The sequence below is a fragment of the Leptothermofonsia sp. ETS-13 genome (genome assembly GCF_049200465.1).
Classification (GTDB): Bacteria; Cyanobacteriota; Cyanobacteriia; order Leptolyngbyales; family Leptolyngbyaceae; genus Leptothermofonsia.
Map to the genome: position 1 here is coordinate 879,884 of NZ_CP120836.1, position 17,078 is coordinate 896,961.

A 17,078-nucleotide genomic window follows, 5' to 3' on the forward strand; every position below is an offset into this window, starting at 1 on the left:
AAGCTAGGGAAACGAATTGACAACTCTGAACCGATCGCGGAGCTAAACCGATCTAAGGTAACAGGTCTGTTCCCCTTACTTCAAACTTCTTATCTCAAGTCTTCTCGCAGAGATAAGTAGGTAGCCATAATTAATTGTAAAAGGGGGGTTTACCCACTTCACCCCCGAAATTATCCTTAATCTAATTGTGCCTAGCTACTTACTTAAGTCTAGAAGTTTTTGGGGTTGCGGCTGTATAAATATTGACTCTCTAGTGCTCACTTTCCTATTTGTCTTGCCAGCTTCACCATATCAATCAACGTATGATGAGCATCTTCTGCACCCTGCAAAGGGTGGTCAAACTCAATCCGGACAGATGTTTCGGTTCCATTAACCTGAGTCAAAAGATCCATGCCCAGGGCATCGATGGAGAGCATTTTTGCAGCAGTCGCTTCCCCAGCATTGGCAAATGTTTTGGCATAGAGTAATACCGCATCTGCGTGATCGTCGTTCATATGCCGACAAATGCGATCGCTCACTTCAGGGGTAATTGATTCAGTCATATCATTCTGTTCAATCTTTACGACGAATAAAGTACTCTGCGGTATTTTGCAGGGGAGAGCGATAGAGAAACAGTTCTTTCCCGTTGGGTAGGGTGAAGATGTAGTAAACCACCTCTGACCAGGATAGCTGCTGATTGCGTGGAATTCCCCGATTTTCTGGAAAGTAGCCACCGTGTTTAACCACAATGTACCCGTTCAGTATGGTGGTAGCCGCATCCACAATGGTTTGATAGTTGCCTTCAAAGTTAGGGTCAGTTCGCAGATCCACCAGGCTACCACCTGAAAGGGTTGTGCTGCGGGCGGATAGCATTCTCACCTGATTTAACAACAAGACTCCCCTCCGAATAGGGGTTTGAGCAAAAGTGATCGGATTCAACAGGGTCAGAAGGATGGTCAGGACTGCTAGCCTGACCATCCAGCGGAATTTAGCCATCATGTTTGGTACCTCTATAGGCAAATGGGTTTTCGGTACCCAATTAGTTCAGTTTCCCCTGTCAGGGACAAAATCAACAACTGGTGTTGTGGCAAAAATTGTTCTGGCAAGAGCTTTTTAAGGATCTGAAAATCCTAAAAACTAGCCTCGACCAAATCTCTTTCCTTTCGTGCCAGGATCAGCACCCACCCATATTTTGGTTACCTGGCATGATGGAATGGCAAGAAGTGGGCGAACATGGGTAACAATGCCAGGCAAAAAGACGTAGATTATTGCATTTGAGTGCCCGTTGAGTTTAGATAGAAATAGAACATTTGTACTATAGGCCAATTCCTTGGGGGTGGTTCTATGCGCCATGAAGACGACGAGTATTACAGCGATCGCGAAGGCGGCATATATTTTTTGAGAAGCCTGGGTTTGATGGTGGCAGGTGGGTTGGTGGCAGTAGGGTTAATGGCTTCATTGGAAGTTTGGCAAGTGGGCGATCGCTTTCTCAATGCTCTCAGCAACCTTCTCAATTTCAACGCTCCCCCAACCCCACCTAAAGTAGACGTTCAGTCTAGGGTGATTCAACAAGTACGGGAAATGAGTGAACTCACTACAGCGGCTTTTACGATGCAGGCAGTAGTCCCTACTAGTCAGGATAATAGCCTGGGTGGGTTCGTGATTGGCACCACGAAACTGCTTTACATTGCCTATGGTGAAGTGAAAGCAGGGGTTGACCTCAGCCAACTTAGGGATGAAAACGTTGAGGTGGCAGGGGGAAACATTCAGGTTCAGTTACCCCCACCCCGGATTCTGGACAGCAAGATTGATGTCAATCGTTCCAATGTGTATGACTACAACCGGGGGAATTTTGGGGTTGGGACCGGATGTAGCCCCCGAACTCCAGAAGCTGGCGCAGCAGGAAGCTCTGAAGAAGATAGTAGAAGCAGCCTGCACCGATGGATTGTTGACCAAAGCCAGCGATCGCGCCCAACTCGTTGTCACCCAACTCCTCAACACGGCTGGCTACAAAACGGTTTCCGTAGAGGTGCAACCACCCTCTGCCGATGCCTGTAGAGCGGAAGTGGGGGCGGGGGGAGTGAGGGGGTGGAGGGGTGGAGGGGTGGAGGGGTAAGGGAGTGAGGGACGTAAAGAGCAATCACCCTATCACCTATCTACCCCTCATTCCTCACTCGGCGTTGCTGAATTTGGATATGAAATAGGTGCTGTATGCTCGAAAATTCATTTCGATTCATTCTGCTTTTCAGCAACGCCCCTTACTCCTCATTTCCTCTAACAACCAACAACTAACAACTGAACCTTCACCCATCGTCCTATGACTCCATCACCCCTCCACCCCCTCACTTAACTAACAACTAGCGACTCCAACGTGGTTACAAAGTCTGGATAAGAAATAGCGGCGGCTTCTGCCCGTTGAATGGTGGTGGTGCCGCTGGCGTTGAGGGCGGCGATCGCCAGGCTCATGGCGATTCGGTGGTCGGTGTGGCTATCAACTTCGGTTCCGGTCAGGGTTTCGCCACCTATAATCTCCATGCCGTCGGATAGTTCAGTCACGCGGACACCCATCCGGTTTAGCTGGTTTGCTATTACAGCGATGCGATCGCTCTCCTTCACCCGCAATTCAGCCGCGTCCTGGATAACAGTTGTGCCTTCAGCAAATGCAGCGGCTACAGCCAGAATGGGGATTTCATCAATCAGACGGGGCACCAGATCGCCCGCAATTCGGCAGGCTTTCAGGGGCATCTGACTGGTGCTTCCGGCATAACGGACGTGGAGATCGACAATGGGTTCTCCCGCCGCTTCTCGATAATTCTCCTGGGTGATATCCGCACCCATCATTTCCAGCGCTTCCAGGACTCCCGTACGAGTTGGGTTAACTCCCACATTTTCAATCGTCAGGTCAGAGCCAGGCACGATCGCCCCCGCCACCAGCCAGAACGCGGCTGAACTAATATCGCCTGGGACGATTACGGTCTGCCCTTTTAGTTTTGCAGGGCCAGTCACTGTCACGCTACAGGTCTCCAGGTCTACAGTCAGGTCTGCCCCAAAGGCTTTCAGCATTCGTTCACTGTGGTCGCGCGAGAGGGCAGGCTCCGTCACGGTTGTCTGTCCTTCTGTCATCAGCCCTGCTAGCAGAAGGCAGGATTTGACCTGAGCGGAAGCAATGGGAGAGTGATAATGGATGGGACGGAGGGACTGCCCCTGGACGGCCAGCGGCGCCAGAGAAGCTTCTTTTCGTCCCCATATTTCTGCGCCCATCTGCCGCAGTGGATTGACCACACGGGACATAGGGCGCGATCTCAGCGAACTATCTCCCGTGACCGTGAAAAATCGACCCGGATGGGACGCTAGAATGCCCAGCATTAACCGTAGCGTGGTACCAGAATTTCCCGCATCTAACACATCCAGCGGTTCCAGCAGTTGTCCCAACCCAATCCCCTGCACCTTGACCAGGGTGGTATTGAGTTCAGAAATGTCTGCCCCCATTGCCTGAAAACACTTAGCTGTGCTGCGTGGGTCTTCTCCCAGCAATAACCCCTCAATCGTCGTTTCTCCTTCGGCCAGCGCTCCCAACATCAACGCCCGGTGAGAAATGGATTTATCTCCTGGAACGCGGATGCGCCCTCGCAAAGACAGCCCGGTGGTAGGTCGGGTAATGATTAGATCGTGCTGGGACTCTGAGACATTCAGGGAAATTGCGCTCGGAACTGGCATGGGGATCGGTTAGACTTATTGGACTGCGTAAGCAATCGTACCCCATGCTCACCCACTATCGCAGACCTGTTTGCCTCTCCTTCATCTCTACAGACTTTCCAATTTGCACGGAGATTGAGACAGTCGCGACCCTCTACCAGAAGGATGATGAGCGATTTCATTTGCTATTAACGGAGCCCATTGTTCGCGATCGCGATTTTGACATCGAGGGGCAAGAAATTCCTGCCATGCCCTATGGAGAGACTCCCCGGCTTTTATGGCTGGAGTTTTCTCCTTACCGAGTGACTCTGACAATGCAGGGAAACGGTCAATTCAGCTATCGCCATCTACTGGAGCGGGGTGTGTATGGATTCAGCCGCTACTGTCTGCATAGCAATACCTCCAGCCAAAATCACCAACTTTGCCTGCGCAACTATGCCCGCAACCTTGTTTTAGAAGGGAAACCTCTGCCTGATTTCTTCCGCGTCGAATATGAACTCTGGGCAGATCGGGTGGCTATGGGACGCTATGTCATCAATCTGGAGATTCATCATTAGAAGAGAACAGAAAGAAGAAACAAGAGAAAAAAGCCAGGAGACAGGAGGCAGGAGGGGGATGGGGGGATGGGGGGTGTGATGGAGTAATGGATGTAAAGGGGATTGATCTGTTTTTTGGTGGCAATCCTGGAAAGGGGATCGAGGGAATCAGGGGTTGTCAAATTTTTTTTGGCAATCCTGGAAAGGGAGTCAAGGGAATCAGGGTTTCAGGGAGTTAGAACCCTGTTTCCAGAACACTTTCGGGAATCAGAGTTTCAAAGAGCCAAAGCCCCATTTCTAGAACAGCCTCAGTAGTATCCCATCCCCCCACCCACCACCCAACCCCCAACCCCTCACCCCCATCAGTTTTTCACCTCACACCTCGCACCTCACTTGACCAACAATCAACAGCCAACAACTAACCACTAACAACTCCTCCTCTCCGGTTAAATTAGAATGTTGACGATCAGGGAGACCAGTTGTGCAGTGTCCAAAGGATAGGAAGACTGATCTGAATAGCAGTGTGTTGATGGGACAGTTGAGTGTTCGCTGTTGCCCGGATTGTCAGGGAGTGTGGATTCCGCCTGAGGACTATGTTAGCTGGCAGGAGAAACAGCCTGAAATTGAGGATCTATCTACGTTAATTGATCGGGTTCTGGAAACTGACTCGATGCCAGCGCCTACGGATAGGATGGCTTCCTTATGCCCTTATTGCAGTTGTTATCTGGCGAGGGTAAAGGTCAGCACGAAAACGCCATTTTACGTGGAACGCTGCCCCAACTGTAAGGGAATCTGGTGCGATCGCGGTGAATGGGAAGTACTGGAAAAAACAGGCTTACACACCATTCTGGATCGGCTGTTTTCTACCGATTGGCAGGCGCTGGTAAGGGAACGGGAACTATTTGCCCAGGAACGCCGCGCCACGATTGACAAACTTGGCCCCGAACTGGCGGCTCGTATTTTTGAACTGGCTGAAATTTTAGAGCAGCATCCGAACGGGGATTTTGGGGTTGCCTATTTAATGCGGAGGTTTGATAAGTAGCCGCAATGAGTGATGCGCTGTTTCAGGTTGAACATTTGCGGGTTGCCTATCCTCAACGGGGAAGGGGACAGATTTCCTGGGCTGTTGATGGTGTTTCGTTTAGCTTGAACCCCGGTGAAAAGCTGGGGTTGGTGGGTGAGTCGGGTTGTGGTAAGTCTACCCTGGGGCGGGCGGCGATGCGGTTGCTGTCGGAAGATACCCGAATTGAAGGACGGGTGATGTTTGCCGGACAGCCAGTGTTCGATTTGCAGCCTGCGGAACTGCGCCGATTTCGGGGAGAGTCGGTGGCGATCATCTTTCAAGATCCGATGACTCGGCTCAACCCGTTAATGACGATTGGCGAACATTGTCTGGAGACGCTGCGATCGCACCATCCCCAATTGTCTCAAAGGCAGGCGAAGGAACGGGCGATGGCAGTTTTGGAAGCGGTTAAGATTCCTGCTAACCGATGGTCCCAATATCCCCATGAATTCAGTGGTGGAATGCGGCAACGGGTTGCGATCGCCCTGGCGCTACTACTGAACCCAAAGCTGATCGTTGCCGATGAACCCACAACCAGCCTGGATGTGACCGTATCTGCCCAAATTTTGCAGGAACTCACGCGGCTTTGCGATGAGCGGCAGATGGCCTTACTGCTGATTTCCCACGACCTGGCAATGATTGGCGAGTATTGCGATCGCATCGCCGTGATGTACAACGGTAAGTTTGTCGAAACCGGGAGTACGGAGTCAATCTTGCAGAATCCCCAGCATGGGTATACGCGATCGCTCTTAAAAGCCGCATTGCACCTGCAGTCCGTTGAAGAGAAGAGTGATGTCGAAAATTCAGTCCAGTCCTCCTTTCCATCCCCCCCAATCCCCAATCCCCAATCCTCAAGCCCTACCCCCCTCCTCCGCATTCAAAACCTGAAGCAGTACTATACTCTGGAACAAAACTTCATCACCCAGCTACTGTCCAGGGGTAACCAAACAATCAAAGCCGTAGATGACATTAGCCTGGAGTTACATCTAGGTGAAACGTTGGGATTGGTGGGAGAATCGGGCTGCGGGAAAAGCACCCTGTCGCGGTCAATCTTACAACTGATTCGTCCGACCTCAGGCACAGTGGAGTTTTGGGGACAAGATCTGACGCGGCTTGATCGGCAGACTCTCAGACAGCAGCGACGCCAGATGCAGATGGTGTTTCAAGATCCACACGCCTGCCTCAACCCCATGATGACTGTAGGAGAAAGTATTGCTGACCCATTGCTGATCCATCACCTGGCAACACCGTTGGAGGCAGAAGCCCAGGTCAAGAAAATGCTGGAGCGGGTTGGTTTAACTCCAGTAGAAGAGTTTTATGGACGCTACCCATCAGAACTATCGGGAGGGCAACAGCAACGGGTTGCGATCGCCCGTGCCCTGATTACCCAACCCCAACTCGTAATCTGCGATGAGCCGGTGAGTATGCTGGATGCCACTGTGCAAACGCAGGTGCTGGAATTGATGCGAGAGTTGAAGCAAGAATTTAATCTGACCTACTTGTTCATCACCCATGATCTCTGGGTGGCAAGATTCTTCTGCAATCGCATTGCCGTTATGAATGCAGGCAAGATTGTAGAGTTGGGTCAAACCCAGGAAATTTTTAGCAATCCTCAACATCCTTACACTCAGACCCTACTCCAGGCAGCTCCTCTTTTAGCGAGAACTGGACCGTCTGCAGGTCGGTAGAAATAAGCAACCTTTATGAGGTATAAACCGCCTATGGCAAAATTTCAAGAGTAATCTGACTGTCCTCTTGAGTAATCAGCCACAAGTCCCCGTAACTCAACCATACCGGCGGCTAAATTAGCAATCTGCCCAGAATTAGCATTCACCACAGCCCAGACCTAAGCCATCTGTTGCTGAATCTGCTGGTTGAATTGCTGCTGCTGTTGGGCACTTTCGGCCAAAAATTGCTGAATGTCGGCAATTCCAACGGTGTGCTGCGGAACCACCTGTTCTAACTCTTCGACAGTCATTTCAATACTCCAGTTAGTGCCAGCAAGCTACCATAACTTGGGTTCTATCGCAATTCGTTCAAACGGAATATGGAGTGTCGCTAGCGTTGGGGCAACTCCAGTAATATCTTGGTTAACCTGCGATTGAACCTTTAAAGCAGAAGCTGGAAATTGGAATTCAGCCAACTCTCCGGAAAAATTTAAGAATGGCGGGGTTTGTTGCGCCTGATGGCCTTGAAGCAGAGGCGATGGCCACCTGAGCGAGGGAATGAGAGACAAATAGTATCAAGGACTACGGTTTGTCCTTTCTCCCCCCCTTATTCAGTAGTGAAAAACACTTAATTTATTGCTGTGCAGTTCAACGATTACGAACCGGGGGATTTCTACGACGAACTTTTCATTGCAAAGGGGCAACCTCGACCGGAGGCTATTCCCCTCGTCAATCGCATCAATGCCCTCTCTGCCGAGGAGGTTCGGCGGCGGCAACAGGCTGCCCAGATTGCCATGTTCAAAATGGGAGTCACCTTCAACGTATATAGCGACGGCCAGGGAACGGAGCGAATTTTTCCATTTGATATCATTCCCCGCATTGTTTCAGCAGAGGAATGGGAGTTAATTGAAAGGGGGTTGAAGCAGCGAATTTATGCCCTGAATCAATTCATTGGAGACGTTTACGGAGATCTGAAAATTCTGCGTGACGGCATTATTCCCACCGAATTGATTTACTCAGCAACAGGATTTTTGAAGCCCTGTATTGGGTTAAAACCGCCAGGAGGTATCTGGTGTCATATTACAGGAACTGACCTGGTGCGCGATCGCGATGGTCAATGGTACGTCCTGGAAGACAATCTGCGCTGTCCATCAGGTGTGTCCTATGTGCTGGAAAATCGACGGGTGATGAAGAGCACCTTCCCGTTAGTGTTCAACACGATGAAAATTCAGCCGGTGGAAGACTACCCCAGTCACCTGCTGGAAACACTGCTGAATCTGGCCCCACCCCATCTTTCTGATCCCACCGTTGTCGTCCTTACCCCCGGCATTTACAATTCCGCCTACTTTGAACACTCCTTCCTGGCTCAGCAAATGGGGGTAGAACTGGTGGAGGGACGGGATCTGGTGGTTCAGGATGGCTATTTGCAGATGCGGACAACAAAGGGATTGCAGCGGGTCGATGTGATTTATCGTCGTATTGATGATGACTTTATTGATCCCCTGGTGTTTCGTTCAGACTCGATGCTAGGAGTACCAGGGTTGATGGATGTGTATCGCTCCGGCAGAGTGGCGATCGCCAATGCCTTGGGAACAGGTGTAGCAGACGACAAGGTGATCTACGCCTATGTCCCTTACATGATTCGTTATTACCTGAACGAAGACCCGATTTTATCAAATGTGCTCACCTATCTCTGCTGGGAACCCGATCAGCAAAGCCACGTTCTGGCCAATCTGGATAAGCTCGTTGTCAAAGCGGCAAACGAATCCGGCGGCTATGGCATGCTGGTGGGTCCCCATGCGACCCAGGAACAACGAGATGAATTTGCCAAACGCATTCAGGCATCTCCCCGTAATTACATCGCCCAACCCACTCTCTGCCTCTCCCGCGTTCCTACCCTGTTTGATGATCACTTTGAAGGTTGCCATGTGGATCTTCGCCCCTACATCCTCTATGGCAAAGAAATCTACGTCAATCCGGGTGGCTTAACCCGCGTTGCCCTCCGGCGCGGATCTCTGGTGGTCAATTCATCCCAAGGTGGGGGAAGTAAGGATACGTGGGTTGTTTGTAAGTCAAACTAACAGCTATAGCGTTCACAAATAGGTTGTAAACATAGCGTTCACAAATAGGTTGTAAACAAGGGGGGGGGCTTCGCCCCCACCCACGCAAAGGTGGAACCCCTGCACCCCGTTCAAATTTCAAGCAGGATCGTTATAACAGCCAACAACTAATAACTAAAAATGCTTAGCCGTGTTGCAGATTCTATCTATTGGCTCAATCGCTATGTCGAACGAGCAGAAAATGTTGCCCGCTTCGTCGATGTCAACCTGAACTTGCTGCTGGACTCACCCAGCGGAGTTTCTCAACAATGGGAACCGATTGTACTGACAACGGGAGACCTGCCGTTATTTCAAGAGCGCTATGGAGAGGCCACTGCCGAAAGTGTGATTCGCTTTCTCACGTTTGATGGAGATTATTCCAATTCCATTCTTTCCTGCCTGCGGTCAGCGCGGGAAAATGCGCGATCGGTGCGGGAAATTATTTCCTCCGAGATGTGGCAGCATGTCAATTCTTTCTATCTGATGGTGACGGAAGCCGCTCAATCTAAAACCCTCCAGGATCTTTCCAGTGTGCTCAAGTTTTACGAGGAAGTGAAGATGGCCAGCCATCTATTTGCTGGGATAATGAATGCAACGATGACTCACAACGAAGGCTGGCACTTTGGGCAGATTGGCAGGCTGATGGAGCGAGCTGATAAAACTGCTCGTATTCTGGATGTGAAGTATTTCATTCTGCTGCCTTCAGTGAATTACGTGGGCAGTACGCTGGATGAACTTCAATGGATGGCATTGCTGAAATCTGCCAGTGCCTATGAAATGTACCGCAAACGCGGGCAACACCGAATTTCACCCAATTCTATAGCGGAGTTTTTGATTTTGGAGCAGGAGTTTCCCCGCTCAATTCGGTTTTGCATTATGCAGGCTGAGCGATCGCTCCACCAAATCACAGGCACCCCCGTTGGTACCTGGCGCACTTCCGTCGAACGGTCAATGGGGCGGCTCCGCACCGACCTCGACTACCTCACCATTGACGACATTATTGATACCGGTCTCCACGAATTTCTCGACAATTTGCAAATTCGCATGAACGATGTCGGCGATAAGATGTTTGAAACGTTTTTTGCCCTGCAAGCTGCCAGCTAGAACCCTCAGTGCGCTATCAAATCAGTCATACTACAACTTATCGTTACAGCCAGCCGGTCACCCTCTACCCGCATGTGGTGCGGCTTCGTCCCCGGAGCGATAGCAGTCAAACTTTACAGTCGTTTTCCTTGCTGGTTACTCCAGAGCCAATGAACCAATCTCAGGTGCTTGATCTGGATGGCAATTCAACTATCAAAGTGTGGTTTAAGCCAGAACCAGCGGAGTCTTTAGTTGTACAGGTGCTTTCACAGGTAGAAACTCACCAAACCGATCCGTTCAACTATTTGCTGGAGCCGTGGGCACTCAGTCTCCCGATCGATTATCCTGCCTCCCTATTTGGACAACTTCAACCTTATTTAGTGGCTCAATTTCCTGGTTATGGTTCTGCGATCGATCCAGTGGCAGTTCAACTGGCTCAGGAGATTTCCCAACAGGCAGAAGGGAACTCTGCACTCTTTCTAACTCTGCTGAATCAACAGATTTATCAGAACTGCAAGCAATTAATCCGGGAAACGGGGGATCCCTTTCCACCGGGAGTGACCTGGACGGCTCAGGCTGGTTCTTGCCGTGACCTGACGGTGTTATTTGTGGAAGTGTGTCGGGCGATTGGGTTAGCGGCCCGGTTTGTTACGGGGTATAATGAAGGTGACCCAGACAGCCGCAAATTCCATCTGCATGCGTGGGCAGAGGTTTACCTGCCTGGTGCTGGTTGGCGGGGGTTTGATCCAACTCAAGGATTGGCAGTTGCTGACCGTCATGTTGCCTTAGTGGCAAGCGCTTTCTATCGTTATGCGGGACCCATTTCCGGGTCATTTAACCGGGCAGGAGGAGCCCAATCAGAAATGTCCTATCAATTAGTGATTCAGGGTATTAACCAGTAGCAGCATTAATTGATTAACCGGATTGGAAATTGATTAACCGGATTGGATATATAGCTATAGCCACCAGGCTTAAGACGGGGTGCAGGGGTTCCACCCCTGCACCCCGTTCAAATTTCAAGAAGGATCGCTATAGCACTACTTCTTCTCAGAACGGATAGCGCTGAGAAAGTCCTTAATTGCCTGCGGTTGTTCATAGGGGCGAATATGCTGAGCCAGCAATTGCAGATTTAAATCTGGAAAAAACTGGCTGTGGTTAACCTCTTGATAACTGTCCTGGCGCAGGTCATACAAGGTAAGCTGATTGCTCTCCCAAATTAGAACTTCTGGAACTCCAAGCCCTTGGTAGACGGCTAGTTTATCAACTCCTCCACTGGTTAAATTCACCTCGATCGCAAAATCCGGTAATTCCTTCAGAGTATGCACACAGTAGCACTCATCCGGTTCTAATCCCCGTGCCTTCGCTTCCCGTCGAAAGGTAGTTGATCCATACCCATGTAGCGGAATATCCGCCTCCTCCGCATAGCGCTCTAACAGCCTTACAATGACCTTTTTGATCATCTCGTGTTCAGGAGAGGGCATAAAGATTTCCAGGGTTCCCTCAAGGTAAATCAGCCGCAATCCGGGGTAATCTCCAAGGGTTGCTAAGAGGCTTTCGTACTGTTGCCAGGTCACACTGGGTAAGACTACCCGCTGCTCTTCGGCGTTGGATGGCGGTTGAATTAAGGTAGTCATGAGAAAGTTTCCGCTAAACCTGCCCTTACCTGTTTCATAGCAAATGTGAGGTATCTCTTCAATCGGCTGCTGGACCTGGATCGCCCGGTATTTGCATGTAATGTTCCCAGTCGATATTGGGCATGCGATCAAAGGCTTCCTTGAGGGATATCTCCCACATATTGCGGATTTTTTGCAGGTAGGGCGCTCCTAATTTGAGCCGCAATTCATAACGAATTTTGTAGGTGCCAGTTTCATACATCACCAGGTTGATGGGTGGTCCTACGGAAATATTGGATTTCATTGTGGAGTCAATGGAGAGCAAAGCGCACTTGGCGGCATCTTCCAGGGGAGTATCAAAGTCGAGAATACGATCAAGAATGGGCTTGCCATATTTGGTTTCGCCAATTTGCAGAAAAGGGGTATCTGTAGATGCCTGAATGCAGTTGCCCTGGCTATAGATCAAAAACAGGGAGGGTTCTTCTCCCTTGATTTGCCCACCCACCAAAAAAGAGCAAGTGAAATCAATTCCGTCTTTTTCTAACCAGGGACGGTCTTGATCTTGAACTTGTCGTGCTTTTGCCCCAATGTAGCGGGCCACTTCATACATACTGGAAAGGGTATGCAAACTGGTGTCTGCCTTAGAAATCAGATCATGGCGAAGTAACGTCAGCGTTCCCTGAGTGGCAGAAAGGTTACCAGATGTGCAGATGAGAATGACGCGATCGCCCGGTTCCGAAAAATCAAACAGCTTTTGATGGGTTGAAATGTAATCCACTCCCGCATTGGTGCGCGAGTCCGCAGCCATGACCAAGCCAGAGTAAGTCAAAATTCCAAGGCAGTACGTCATGTGGATGATAGGGGTTTGGAGGGGGGCAAATCTTTAAAAAACCCCTTTAAATCTTAAGCGGTTTTTCATCACCCTATCACCCCTGCCCTTCCGCCCCTCCGCTCCCCCTTACACCTCACCCTGAAATAGATGCGCAGAGGGTGCATAATCCTGGTACATTTAGCGGAGTATCTGCAAGCGAGTTTTAGGAAGATGAAAGTCCTTGTTATTGGTGGCGACGGCTATTGCGGTTGGGCAACCGCGCTATATCTTTCTAATCAAGGCTATGAAGTTGGAATTTTGGATAGCCTGGTAAGGCGGCTCTGGGATATGGAGCTTTGTGCAGAAACACTGACTCCCATTGCTCCAATTCACCAGCGGATTCAGCGCTGGAAGGATTTAACTGGAAAATCCATTGATCTATTTATTGGCGATATCACCAATTATGCTTTTTTAAGCAAAGCCCTGCGTCAGTTTGAACCCGATGCGATCGTCCACTTTGGCGAACAGCGCTCTGCTCCCTTCTCAATGATTGATCGGGAACACGCCGTCATGACCCAGGTCAACAACGTGGCGGGGACACTCAACATCCTCTATGCCATGAAAGAAGACTTTCCCGACTGTCATCTGGTGAAGCTGGGGACGATGGGCGAGTATGGCACTCCTAACATCGACATTGAAGAGGGCTACATCACCATTGAACACAACGGGCGCAAAGATACCCTACCTTATCCTAAACAACCTGGCAGCATGTATCACCTGAGCAAGGTGCACGACTCGCATAATATTCACTTCGCTTGCAGAATTTGGGGATTGCGGGCCACCGACCTGAACCAGGGGGTGGTTTACGGGGTGCTGACGGAAGAGACGGGAATGGATGAGTTGCTCATCAACCGACTGGACTATGACGGGGTGTTTGGTACAGCCTTGAACCGTTTTTGCATCCAGGCAGCGATCGGGCATCCATTGACAGTCTATGGGAAAGGCGGTCAGACCCGTGGTTTTTTGGATATTCGGGATACGGTGCGCTGTGTGGAATTGGCGATCGCTAACCCGGCTAATCCCGGCGAGTTCCGCGTCTTTAACCAGTTCACTGAGCAATTCAGCGTCGGTGATCTGGCCATGATGGTACAAAAGGCAGGCACCGCTCTGGGATTAAAGGTGGAAGTGAATCATCTCGACAATCCCCGGATTGAAAAGGAGGAGCATTACTTCAATGCCAAGAACACCAAGTTGCTAGATTTGGGACTTCAACCCCACTACCTATCCGATTCCTTGCTTGACTCGCTACTCAACTTTGCGATGAAGTACAAGCACCGGGTTGATGAGTCCCAGATTCTACCAAAGGTCACCTGGAAACGTTAGCAGTGTTGTACAGGCATTCGTATTCTATTGCTCCCGCTATTGGTTGTGGTGCCTGGTACGTCACTGCTGTGCTAAAGGGAGTAAAGGTACTGCTGGGATGAGCCATTATATCGATTGGGATTCTATACCCGCTATACCCTGTCCAGGCGGATAGCTGGATTTTGTGTTCAATTGCTTCCTGTAAGGAGGACATTTTCGTTCCGTATGCGAGTTGCCTTATTCACTGAAACATTTCTGCCTAAAGTTGATGGCATCGTGACCCGCCTCCGCCATACCATTGATCATCTTCAGCGAATGGGCGATCAGGTCTTAGTGGTGGCTCCAGATGGTGGCTTAACCGAATACAAAGGAGCCAGAATCTATGGAGTTTCGGGCTTTCCCCTCCCTCTTTATCCAGAGCTTAAGCTGGCGCTGCCTCGCCCATCTATTGGCTATGTCCTGAAGCGCTTTAATCCCGAAATTATCCACATAGTCAACCCCGCTGTCCTTGGCCTGGCGGGGTTGTTTTATAGCAAAATTCATAATATTCCCCTGATTGCCTCCTACCATACCCACCTGCCAGAGTATTTGCAGCACTATGGGTTGGGGATGCTGGAGGGTTTGCTATGGGAGCTGTTAAAAGCTGGACATAACCAGGCTGCTCTCAATCTCTGCACCTCCACAGCCATGATGCAGGAATTGTCTCAGCATGGCATTGAACGGGTTGATCTGTGGCAGCGAGGCGTTGATACAGAAATGTTTCAACCCCATCTTGCCAGCCAGGAGATGCGATCGCGCCTCAGCCAGGGGCATCCTGAAAAGCCTCTACTGCTTTACGTGGGCCGTCTTTCTGCCGAAAAAGAGATTGAGCAAATCAAACCTGTTCTAGAAGCCATTCCTGATGCCAGGCTGGCCCTAGTGGGCAACGGCCCCCATCGGCAGGCACTGGAAGCCCACTTTATCGGCACACCCACCCACTTTGTTGGCTACTTACAGGGGAGTCGAGCTCGCTTCCGCCTTTGCCTCCGCTGATGCCTTTGTGTTTCCCTCCCGTACCGAGACACTGGGACTGGTGCTTCTGGAAGCGATGGCAGCTGGTTGCCCGGTTGTCGCAGCCCGCTCTGGTGGCATTCCAGATATTGTGGAAGATGGGGTGAATGGATTTCTGTTCGATCCAGCGGATAGAAATGGAGCGATCGCCGCCACCCAACGCCTCCTAGCCAATCCTGAAGAACGGGAAGCCCTGCGTCACAACGCTCGTCGAGAAGCCGAACGTTGGGGATGGTCTGCTGCTACACGCCAGTTGCGAGGCTTTTATCAATCAGTTATTGCTAAACACTCCCCTATCCGCCGCGTAGAAAGGGTGAAACCTGGGTAAGGGCAGATTTTATAAGGGCAGATTTAACAAATCTACAATCAGCCTTTAGTTAGTGTTTCAATGAAACCTGCCCCTACTCTGTCCTGTTGCTGCCAATTCCAAGCTGCTTCTTACTTTGCTTTAATTCTTCCCAGAGATATTTAATCTTCAAGTAAGCCTCCTCTGGAGAAAGTTTGCCATTTGTTTCTAGAGAACAGATATAGCTAACTTTCTGTGAAAACTCCTGCAAATTGGCGTTAAACACAAGATTTTCTGGCTTAACTTCTCCCCGATAGGGTGTTTTTGGAAGCAAGAATTCAGAATGGTTCATTTTAATTCCCCCTTTACTTGAAACTGATTTGACTAGGAGGGATTCAGTTTTATTGTCTTGACTTAAACCCTGTCCATTTAGAAACTTGTAGTCTTTCCTGCTGGGGCAATCTCCAGGTTTCAACCTGGATGATGATTAACCAGATCTTAACCTAAAGATTACTCTCTTAACCTGAATGCATCTTAATGGGAACGCAAATTTTCCATATCTTCACAGAAGGGTAACGCTGAAGATAAAGGACTGGAGCCAGGAGCATTTCGAGTTCTGAGTTTCCGTCACCCACCACACTCTGACTCATCCACCTATCCACCCTTTCCCTTCCTGGCTTTAGCGATCAACTTTCACCGGAGCCGTTCCCCAGCCCGTTAAGCTTTGCAGATAAATTCCACCCACGATCGCCAGAAATCCCAAATAACCTATCGCTTCAACCAGATAGAATGTGTCCTCGTAGCCAAACAGGGTATGCAAAATAATGCCAGGAAATTGGCGTTCTGGCAGGAGCCGATGAGTATCCCAGAGCAATGGTCCTAAGAAGCAAGTTTCCCCAACGGATCCCTGGAAGAAACAGAGATTGGAAAACTGAGGATTGATCTGAGTAAGTCGATAGAAGGCGACATCCACGTGGGCCAGAGCAGAAACCACTAATCCTGCCACAATTAACAGCAGGAAGAGGCCCATCACCTGAAAAAACAGGCGCAGATTGATTTTGATGCCAAATTTGAACAGCAAAACACCGATCCCTATAGCCACAAGCAAACCCGAAATTGCCCCCAAAATGGGCACCCAACCCTGTTGAAACCGGGCCGAAATGAATAGGACAGTTTCAAACCCTTCTCGTAATACAGCAAAAAAGATCAGTCCAAAAATGCCCCAACCTGCGCCCCAACCTGCGCCTGCTTCTGCCTTTAAGGTGCTTCCAACAGCCCCCTCCACTTCAGCTTTCAGCAAGCGGGACTGGCGCGTCATCCAGATCAGCATCCAGCTCAACATGGCGATCGCCGCCACACTAAAAAGCCCATTCAGTAAAGGTTTGACCACTGGCTCATAGGTTTCATTGGCAGCCCCCAGAACTGTAATGATAAGGCCAAACAGAACGCCGACCAACACACTTGCTAGCAAGCCAACTCCAATACCGCCATACACCCAGAAATTGAGCTGAGTTTGTTCTGCTTTCTTCAGGTAAGCCAGTACAATCCCAACTACAAGGGCAGCTTCTACCCCTTCCCGCAGGGTGATGACAAAGGTAGGCAAAGCAGGACTCAAATCAATTGGCATGGTTAGAGAGATACAGCAGGTATCAGGTAAAGAAAGGCCAGGGGAAGGTGCATTTCGTCATTGGGGAAGTCTACTCTGGTTAAGAAGCTGGAGCTTCGTAACCCTGCCATTAAGCTCTAGCTTCTCTGAACCAACACAGGAAGTGGGAGCTTCTAATCGACATGGCCAGGCGGGAGCCTGGCAACGAGATAATGGCCAATGGATTC

General features: G+C 50.1%; 18 protein-coding genes and 1 pseudogene. 11 read left to right on the forward strand and 8 right to left on the reverse strand.

The window, feature by feature from the left end:
* Window positions 1-257 precede the first annotated feature (257 nt).
* Together P4D80_RS04040 and P4D80_RS04045 are read right to left on the reverse strand one after the other, a co-directional pair.
* On the reverse strand, window positions 258-542 hold the full coding sequence (locus P4D80_RS04040) for a DUF2470 domain-containing protein (RefSeq protein WP_421657584.1): 285 nt from the start codon (window positions 540-542) through the stop codon (window positions 258-260).
* A gap of 10 nt (window positions 543-552) precedes the next feature.
* Window positions 553-978, reverse strand: coding sequence for a hypothetical protein (locus P4D80_RS04045; protein ID WP_421657586.1), 426 nt, complete (start codon window positions 976-978; stop codon window positions 553-555).
* Window positions 979-1,590: 612 nt separating this feature from the next.
* On the opposite strand from P4D80_RS04045, the pseudogene P4D80_RS04050 reads away from it, so the two are divergent.
* A pseudogene (locus tag P4D80_RS04050) lies at window positions 1,591-1,776 on the forward strand (DUF4230 domain-containing protein); the annotation flags it as partial.
* Between the two features lie 34 nt (window positions 1,777-1,810).
* Window positions 1,811-2,095, forward strand: a complete 285-nt coding sequence (locus P4D80_RS04055; RefSeq protein WP_421657587.1) for a DUF4230 domain-containing protein — start codon at window positions 1,811-1,813, stop codon at window positions 2,093-2,095.
* A gap of 230 nt (window positions 2,096-2,325) precedes the next feature.
* Here the strand turns inward: P4D80_RS04055 and aroA are convergent, their stop codons facing one another.
* On the reverse strand, window positions 2,326-3,696 hold the full coding sequence (gene aroA, locus P4D80_RS04060) for a 3-phosphoshikimate 1-carboxyvinyltransferase (RefSeq protein WP_421657588.1): 1,371 nt from the start codon (window positions 3,694-3,696) through the stop codon (window positions 2,326-2,328).
* A gap of 44 nt (window positions 3,697-3,740) precedes the next feature.
* Here aroA and P4D80_RS04065 point away from each other — a divergent pair, with 44 nt between their 5' ends.
* The 3 genes from P4D80_RS04065 to P4D80_RS04075 all read left to right on the forward strand — a co-directional run bounded on the left by P4D80_RS04065 (window position 3,741) and on the right by P4D80_RS04075 (window position 6,962).
* On the forward strand, window positions 3,741-4,232 hold the full coding sequence (locus tag P4D80_RS04065) for a hypothetical protein (protein ID WP_421657590.1): 492 nt from the start codon (window positions 3,741-3,743) through the stop codon (window positions 4,230-4,232).
* A 460-nt stretch (window positions 4,233-4,692) separates the two neighbouring features.
* Window positions 4,693-5,253: a zf-TFIIB domain-containing protein gene (locus P4D80_RS04070; protein WP_421657591.1), complete on the forward strand. Its 561-nt coding sequence runs from the start codon at window positions 4,693-4,695 to the stop codon at window positions 5,251-5,253.
* Between the two features lie 5 nt (window positions 5,254-5,258).
* Window positions 5,259-6,962 carry a dipeptide ABC transporter ATP-binding protein gene (locus P4D80_RS04075; protein ID WP_421657592.1) on the forward strand — a complete coding sequence of 568 codons (1,704 nt, stop codon included), beginning with the start codon at window positions 5,259-5,261 and terminating at the stop codon, window positions 6,960-6,962.
* Window positions 6,963-7,120: 158 nt separating this feature from the next.
* Here P4D80_RS04075 and P4D80_RS04080 read toward each other — a convergent pair whose 3' ends face one another.
* On the reverse strand, window positions 7,121-7,252 hold the full coding sequence (locus tag P4D80_RS04080; protein ID WP_421657593.1) for a hypothetical protein: 132 nt from the start codon (window positions 7,250-7,252) through the stop codon (window positions 7,121-7,123).
* A gap of 330 nt (window positions 7,253-7,582) precedes the next feature.
* Here P4D80_RS04080 and P4D80_RS04085 point away from each other — a divergent pair, with 330 nt between their 5' ends.
* From P4D80_RS04085 to P4D80_RS04095, 3 genes are all read left to right on the forward strand, one after another.
* Window positions 7,583-9,022, forward strand: a complete 1,440-nt coding sequence (locus tag P4D80_RS04085; protein WP_421657594.1) for a circularly permuted type 2 ATP-grasp protein — start codon at window positions 7,583-7,585, stop codon at window positions 9,020-9,022.
* A 159-nt stretch (window positions 9,023-9,181) separates the two neighbouring features.
* Window positions 9,182-10,144 (forward strand): alpha-E domain-containing protein, encoded by a 963-nt coding sequence (locus tag P4D80_RS04090; RefSeq protein ID WP_421657596.1) that lies wholly within the window; start codon window positions 9,182-9,184, stop codon window positions 10,142-10,144.
* Window positions 10,145-10,152: 8 nt separating this feature from the next.
* Window positions 10,153-11,025 carry a transglutaminase family protein gene (locus tag P4D80_RS04095; RefSeq protein ID WP_421657597.1) on the forward strand — a complete coding sequence of 291 codons (873 nt, stop codon included), beginning with the start codon at window positions 10,153-10,155 and terminating at the stop codon, window positions 11,023-11,025.
* 135 nt (window positions 11,026-11,160) lie between these two features.
* Here P4D80_RS04095 and P4D80_RS04100 read toward each other — a convergent pair whose 3' ends face one another.
* Together P4D80_RS04100 and P4D80_RS04105 are read right to left on the reverse strand one after the other, a co-directional pair.
* On the reverse strand, window positions 11,161-11,757 hold the full coding sequence (locus P4D80_RS04100; protein ID WP_421657598.1) for a Uma2 family endonuclease: 597 nt from the start codon (window positions 11,755-11,757) through the stop codon (window positions 11,161-11,163).
* A gap of 58 nt (window positions 11,758-11,815) precedes the next feature.
* Entirely contained in the window at window positions 11,816-12,586 is a 771-nt protein-coding gene (locus tag P4D80_RS04105; RefSeq protein ID WP_421657599.1) for a peptidase, read from the reverse strand.
* 192 nt (window positions 12,587-12,778) lie between these two features.
* Between P4D80_RS04105 and P4D80_RS04110 the strand changes: the two genes are divergently transcribed.
* From P4D80_RS04110 to P4D80_RS04120, 3 genes are all read left to right on the forward strand, one after another.
* Complete coding sequence (locus P4D80_RS04110) at window positions 12,779-13,930, forward strand: NAD-dependent epimerase/dehydratase family protein (protein WP_421657600.1); 1,152 nt, start codon at window positions 12,779-12,781, stop codon at window positions 13,928-13,930.
* A 204-nt stretch (window positions 13,931-14,134) separates the two neighbouring features.
* Window positions 14,135-14,941 carry a glycosyltransferase family 4 protein gene (locus P4D80_RS04115; protein WP_421657601.1) on the forward strand — a complete coding sequence of 269 codons (807 nt, stop codon included), beginning with the start codon at window positions 14,135-14,137 and terminating at the stop codon, window positions 14,939-14,941.
* Window positions 14,942-14,948: 7 nt separating this feature from the next.
* Window positions 14,949-15,287 (forward strand): glycosyltransferase, encoded by a 339-nt coding sequence (locus P4D80_RS04120; protein WP_421657602.1) that lies wholly within the window; start codon window positions 14,949-14,951, stop codon window positions 15,285-15,287.
* Between the two features lie 73 nt (window positions 15,288-15,360).
* Here P4D80_RS04120 and P4D80_RS04125 read toward each other — a convergent pair whose 3' ends face one another.
* Window positions 15,361-15,597 (reverse strand): DUF7219 family protein, encoded by a 237-nt coding sequence (locus P4D80_RS04125; protein WP_421657603.1) that lies wholly within the window; start codon window positions 15,595-15,597, stop codon window positions 15,361-15,363.
* Window positions 15,598-15,924: 327 nt separating this feature from the next.
* Window positions 15,925-16,872, reverse strand: a complete 948-nt coding sequence (locus P4D80_RS04130; RefSeq protein WP_421657604.1) for an FTR1 family iron permease — start codon at window positions 16,870-16,872, stop codon at window positions 15,925-15,927.
* Window positions 16,873-17,078 lie beyond the last annotated feature (206 nt).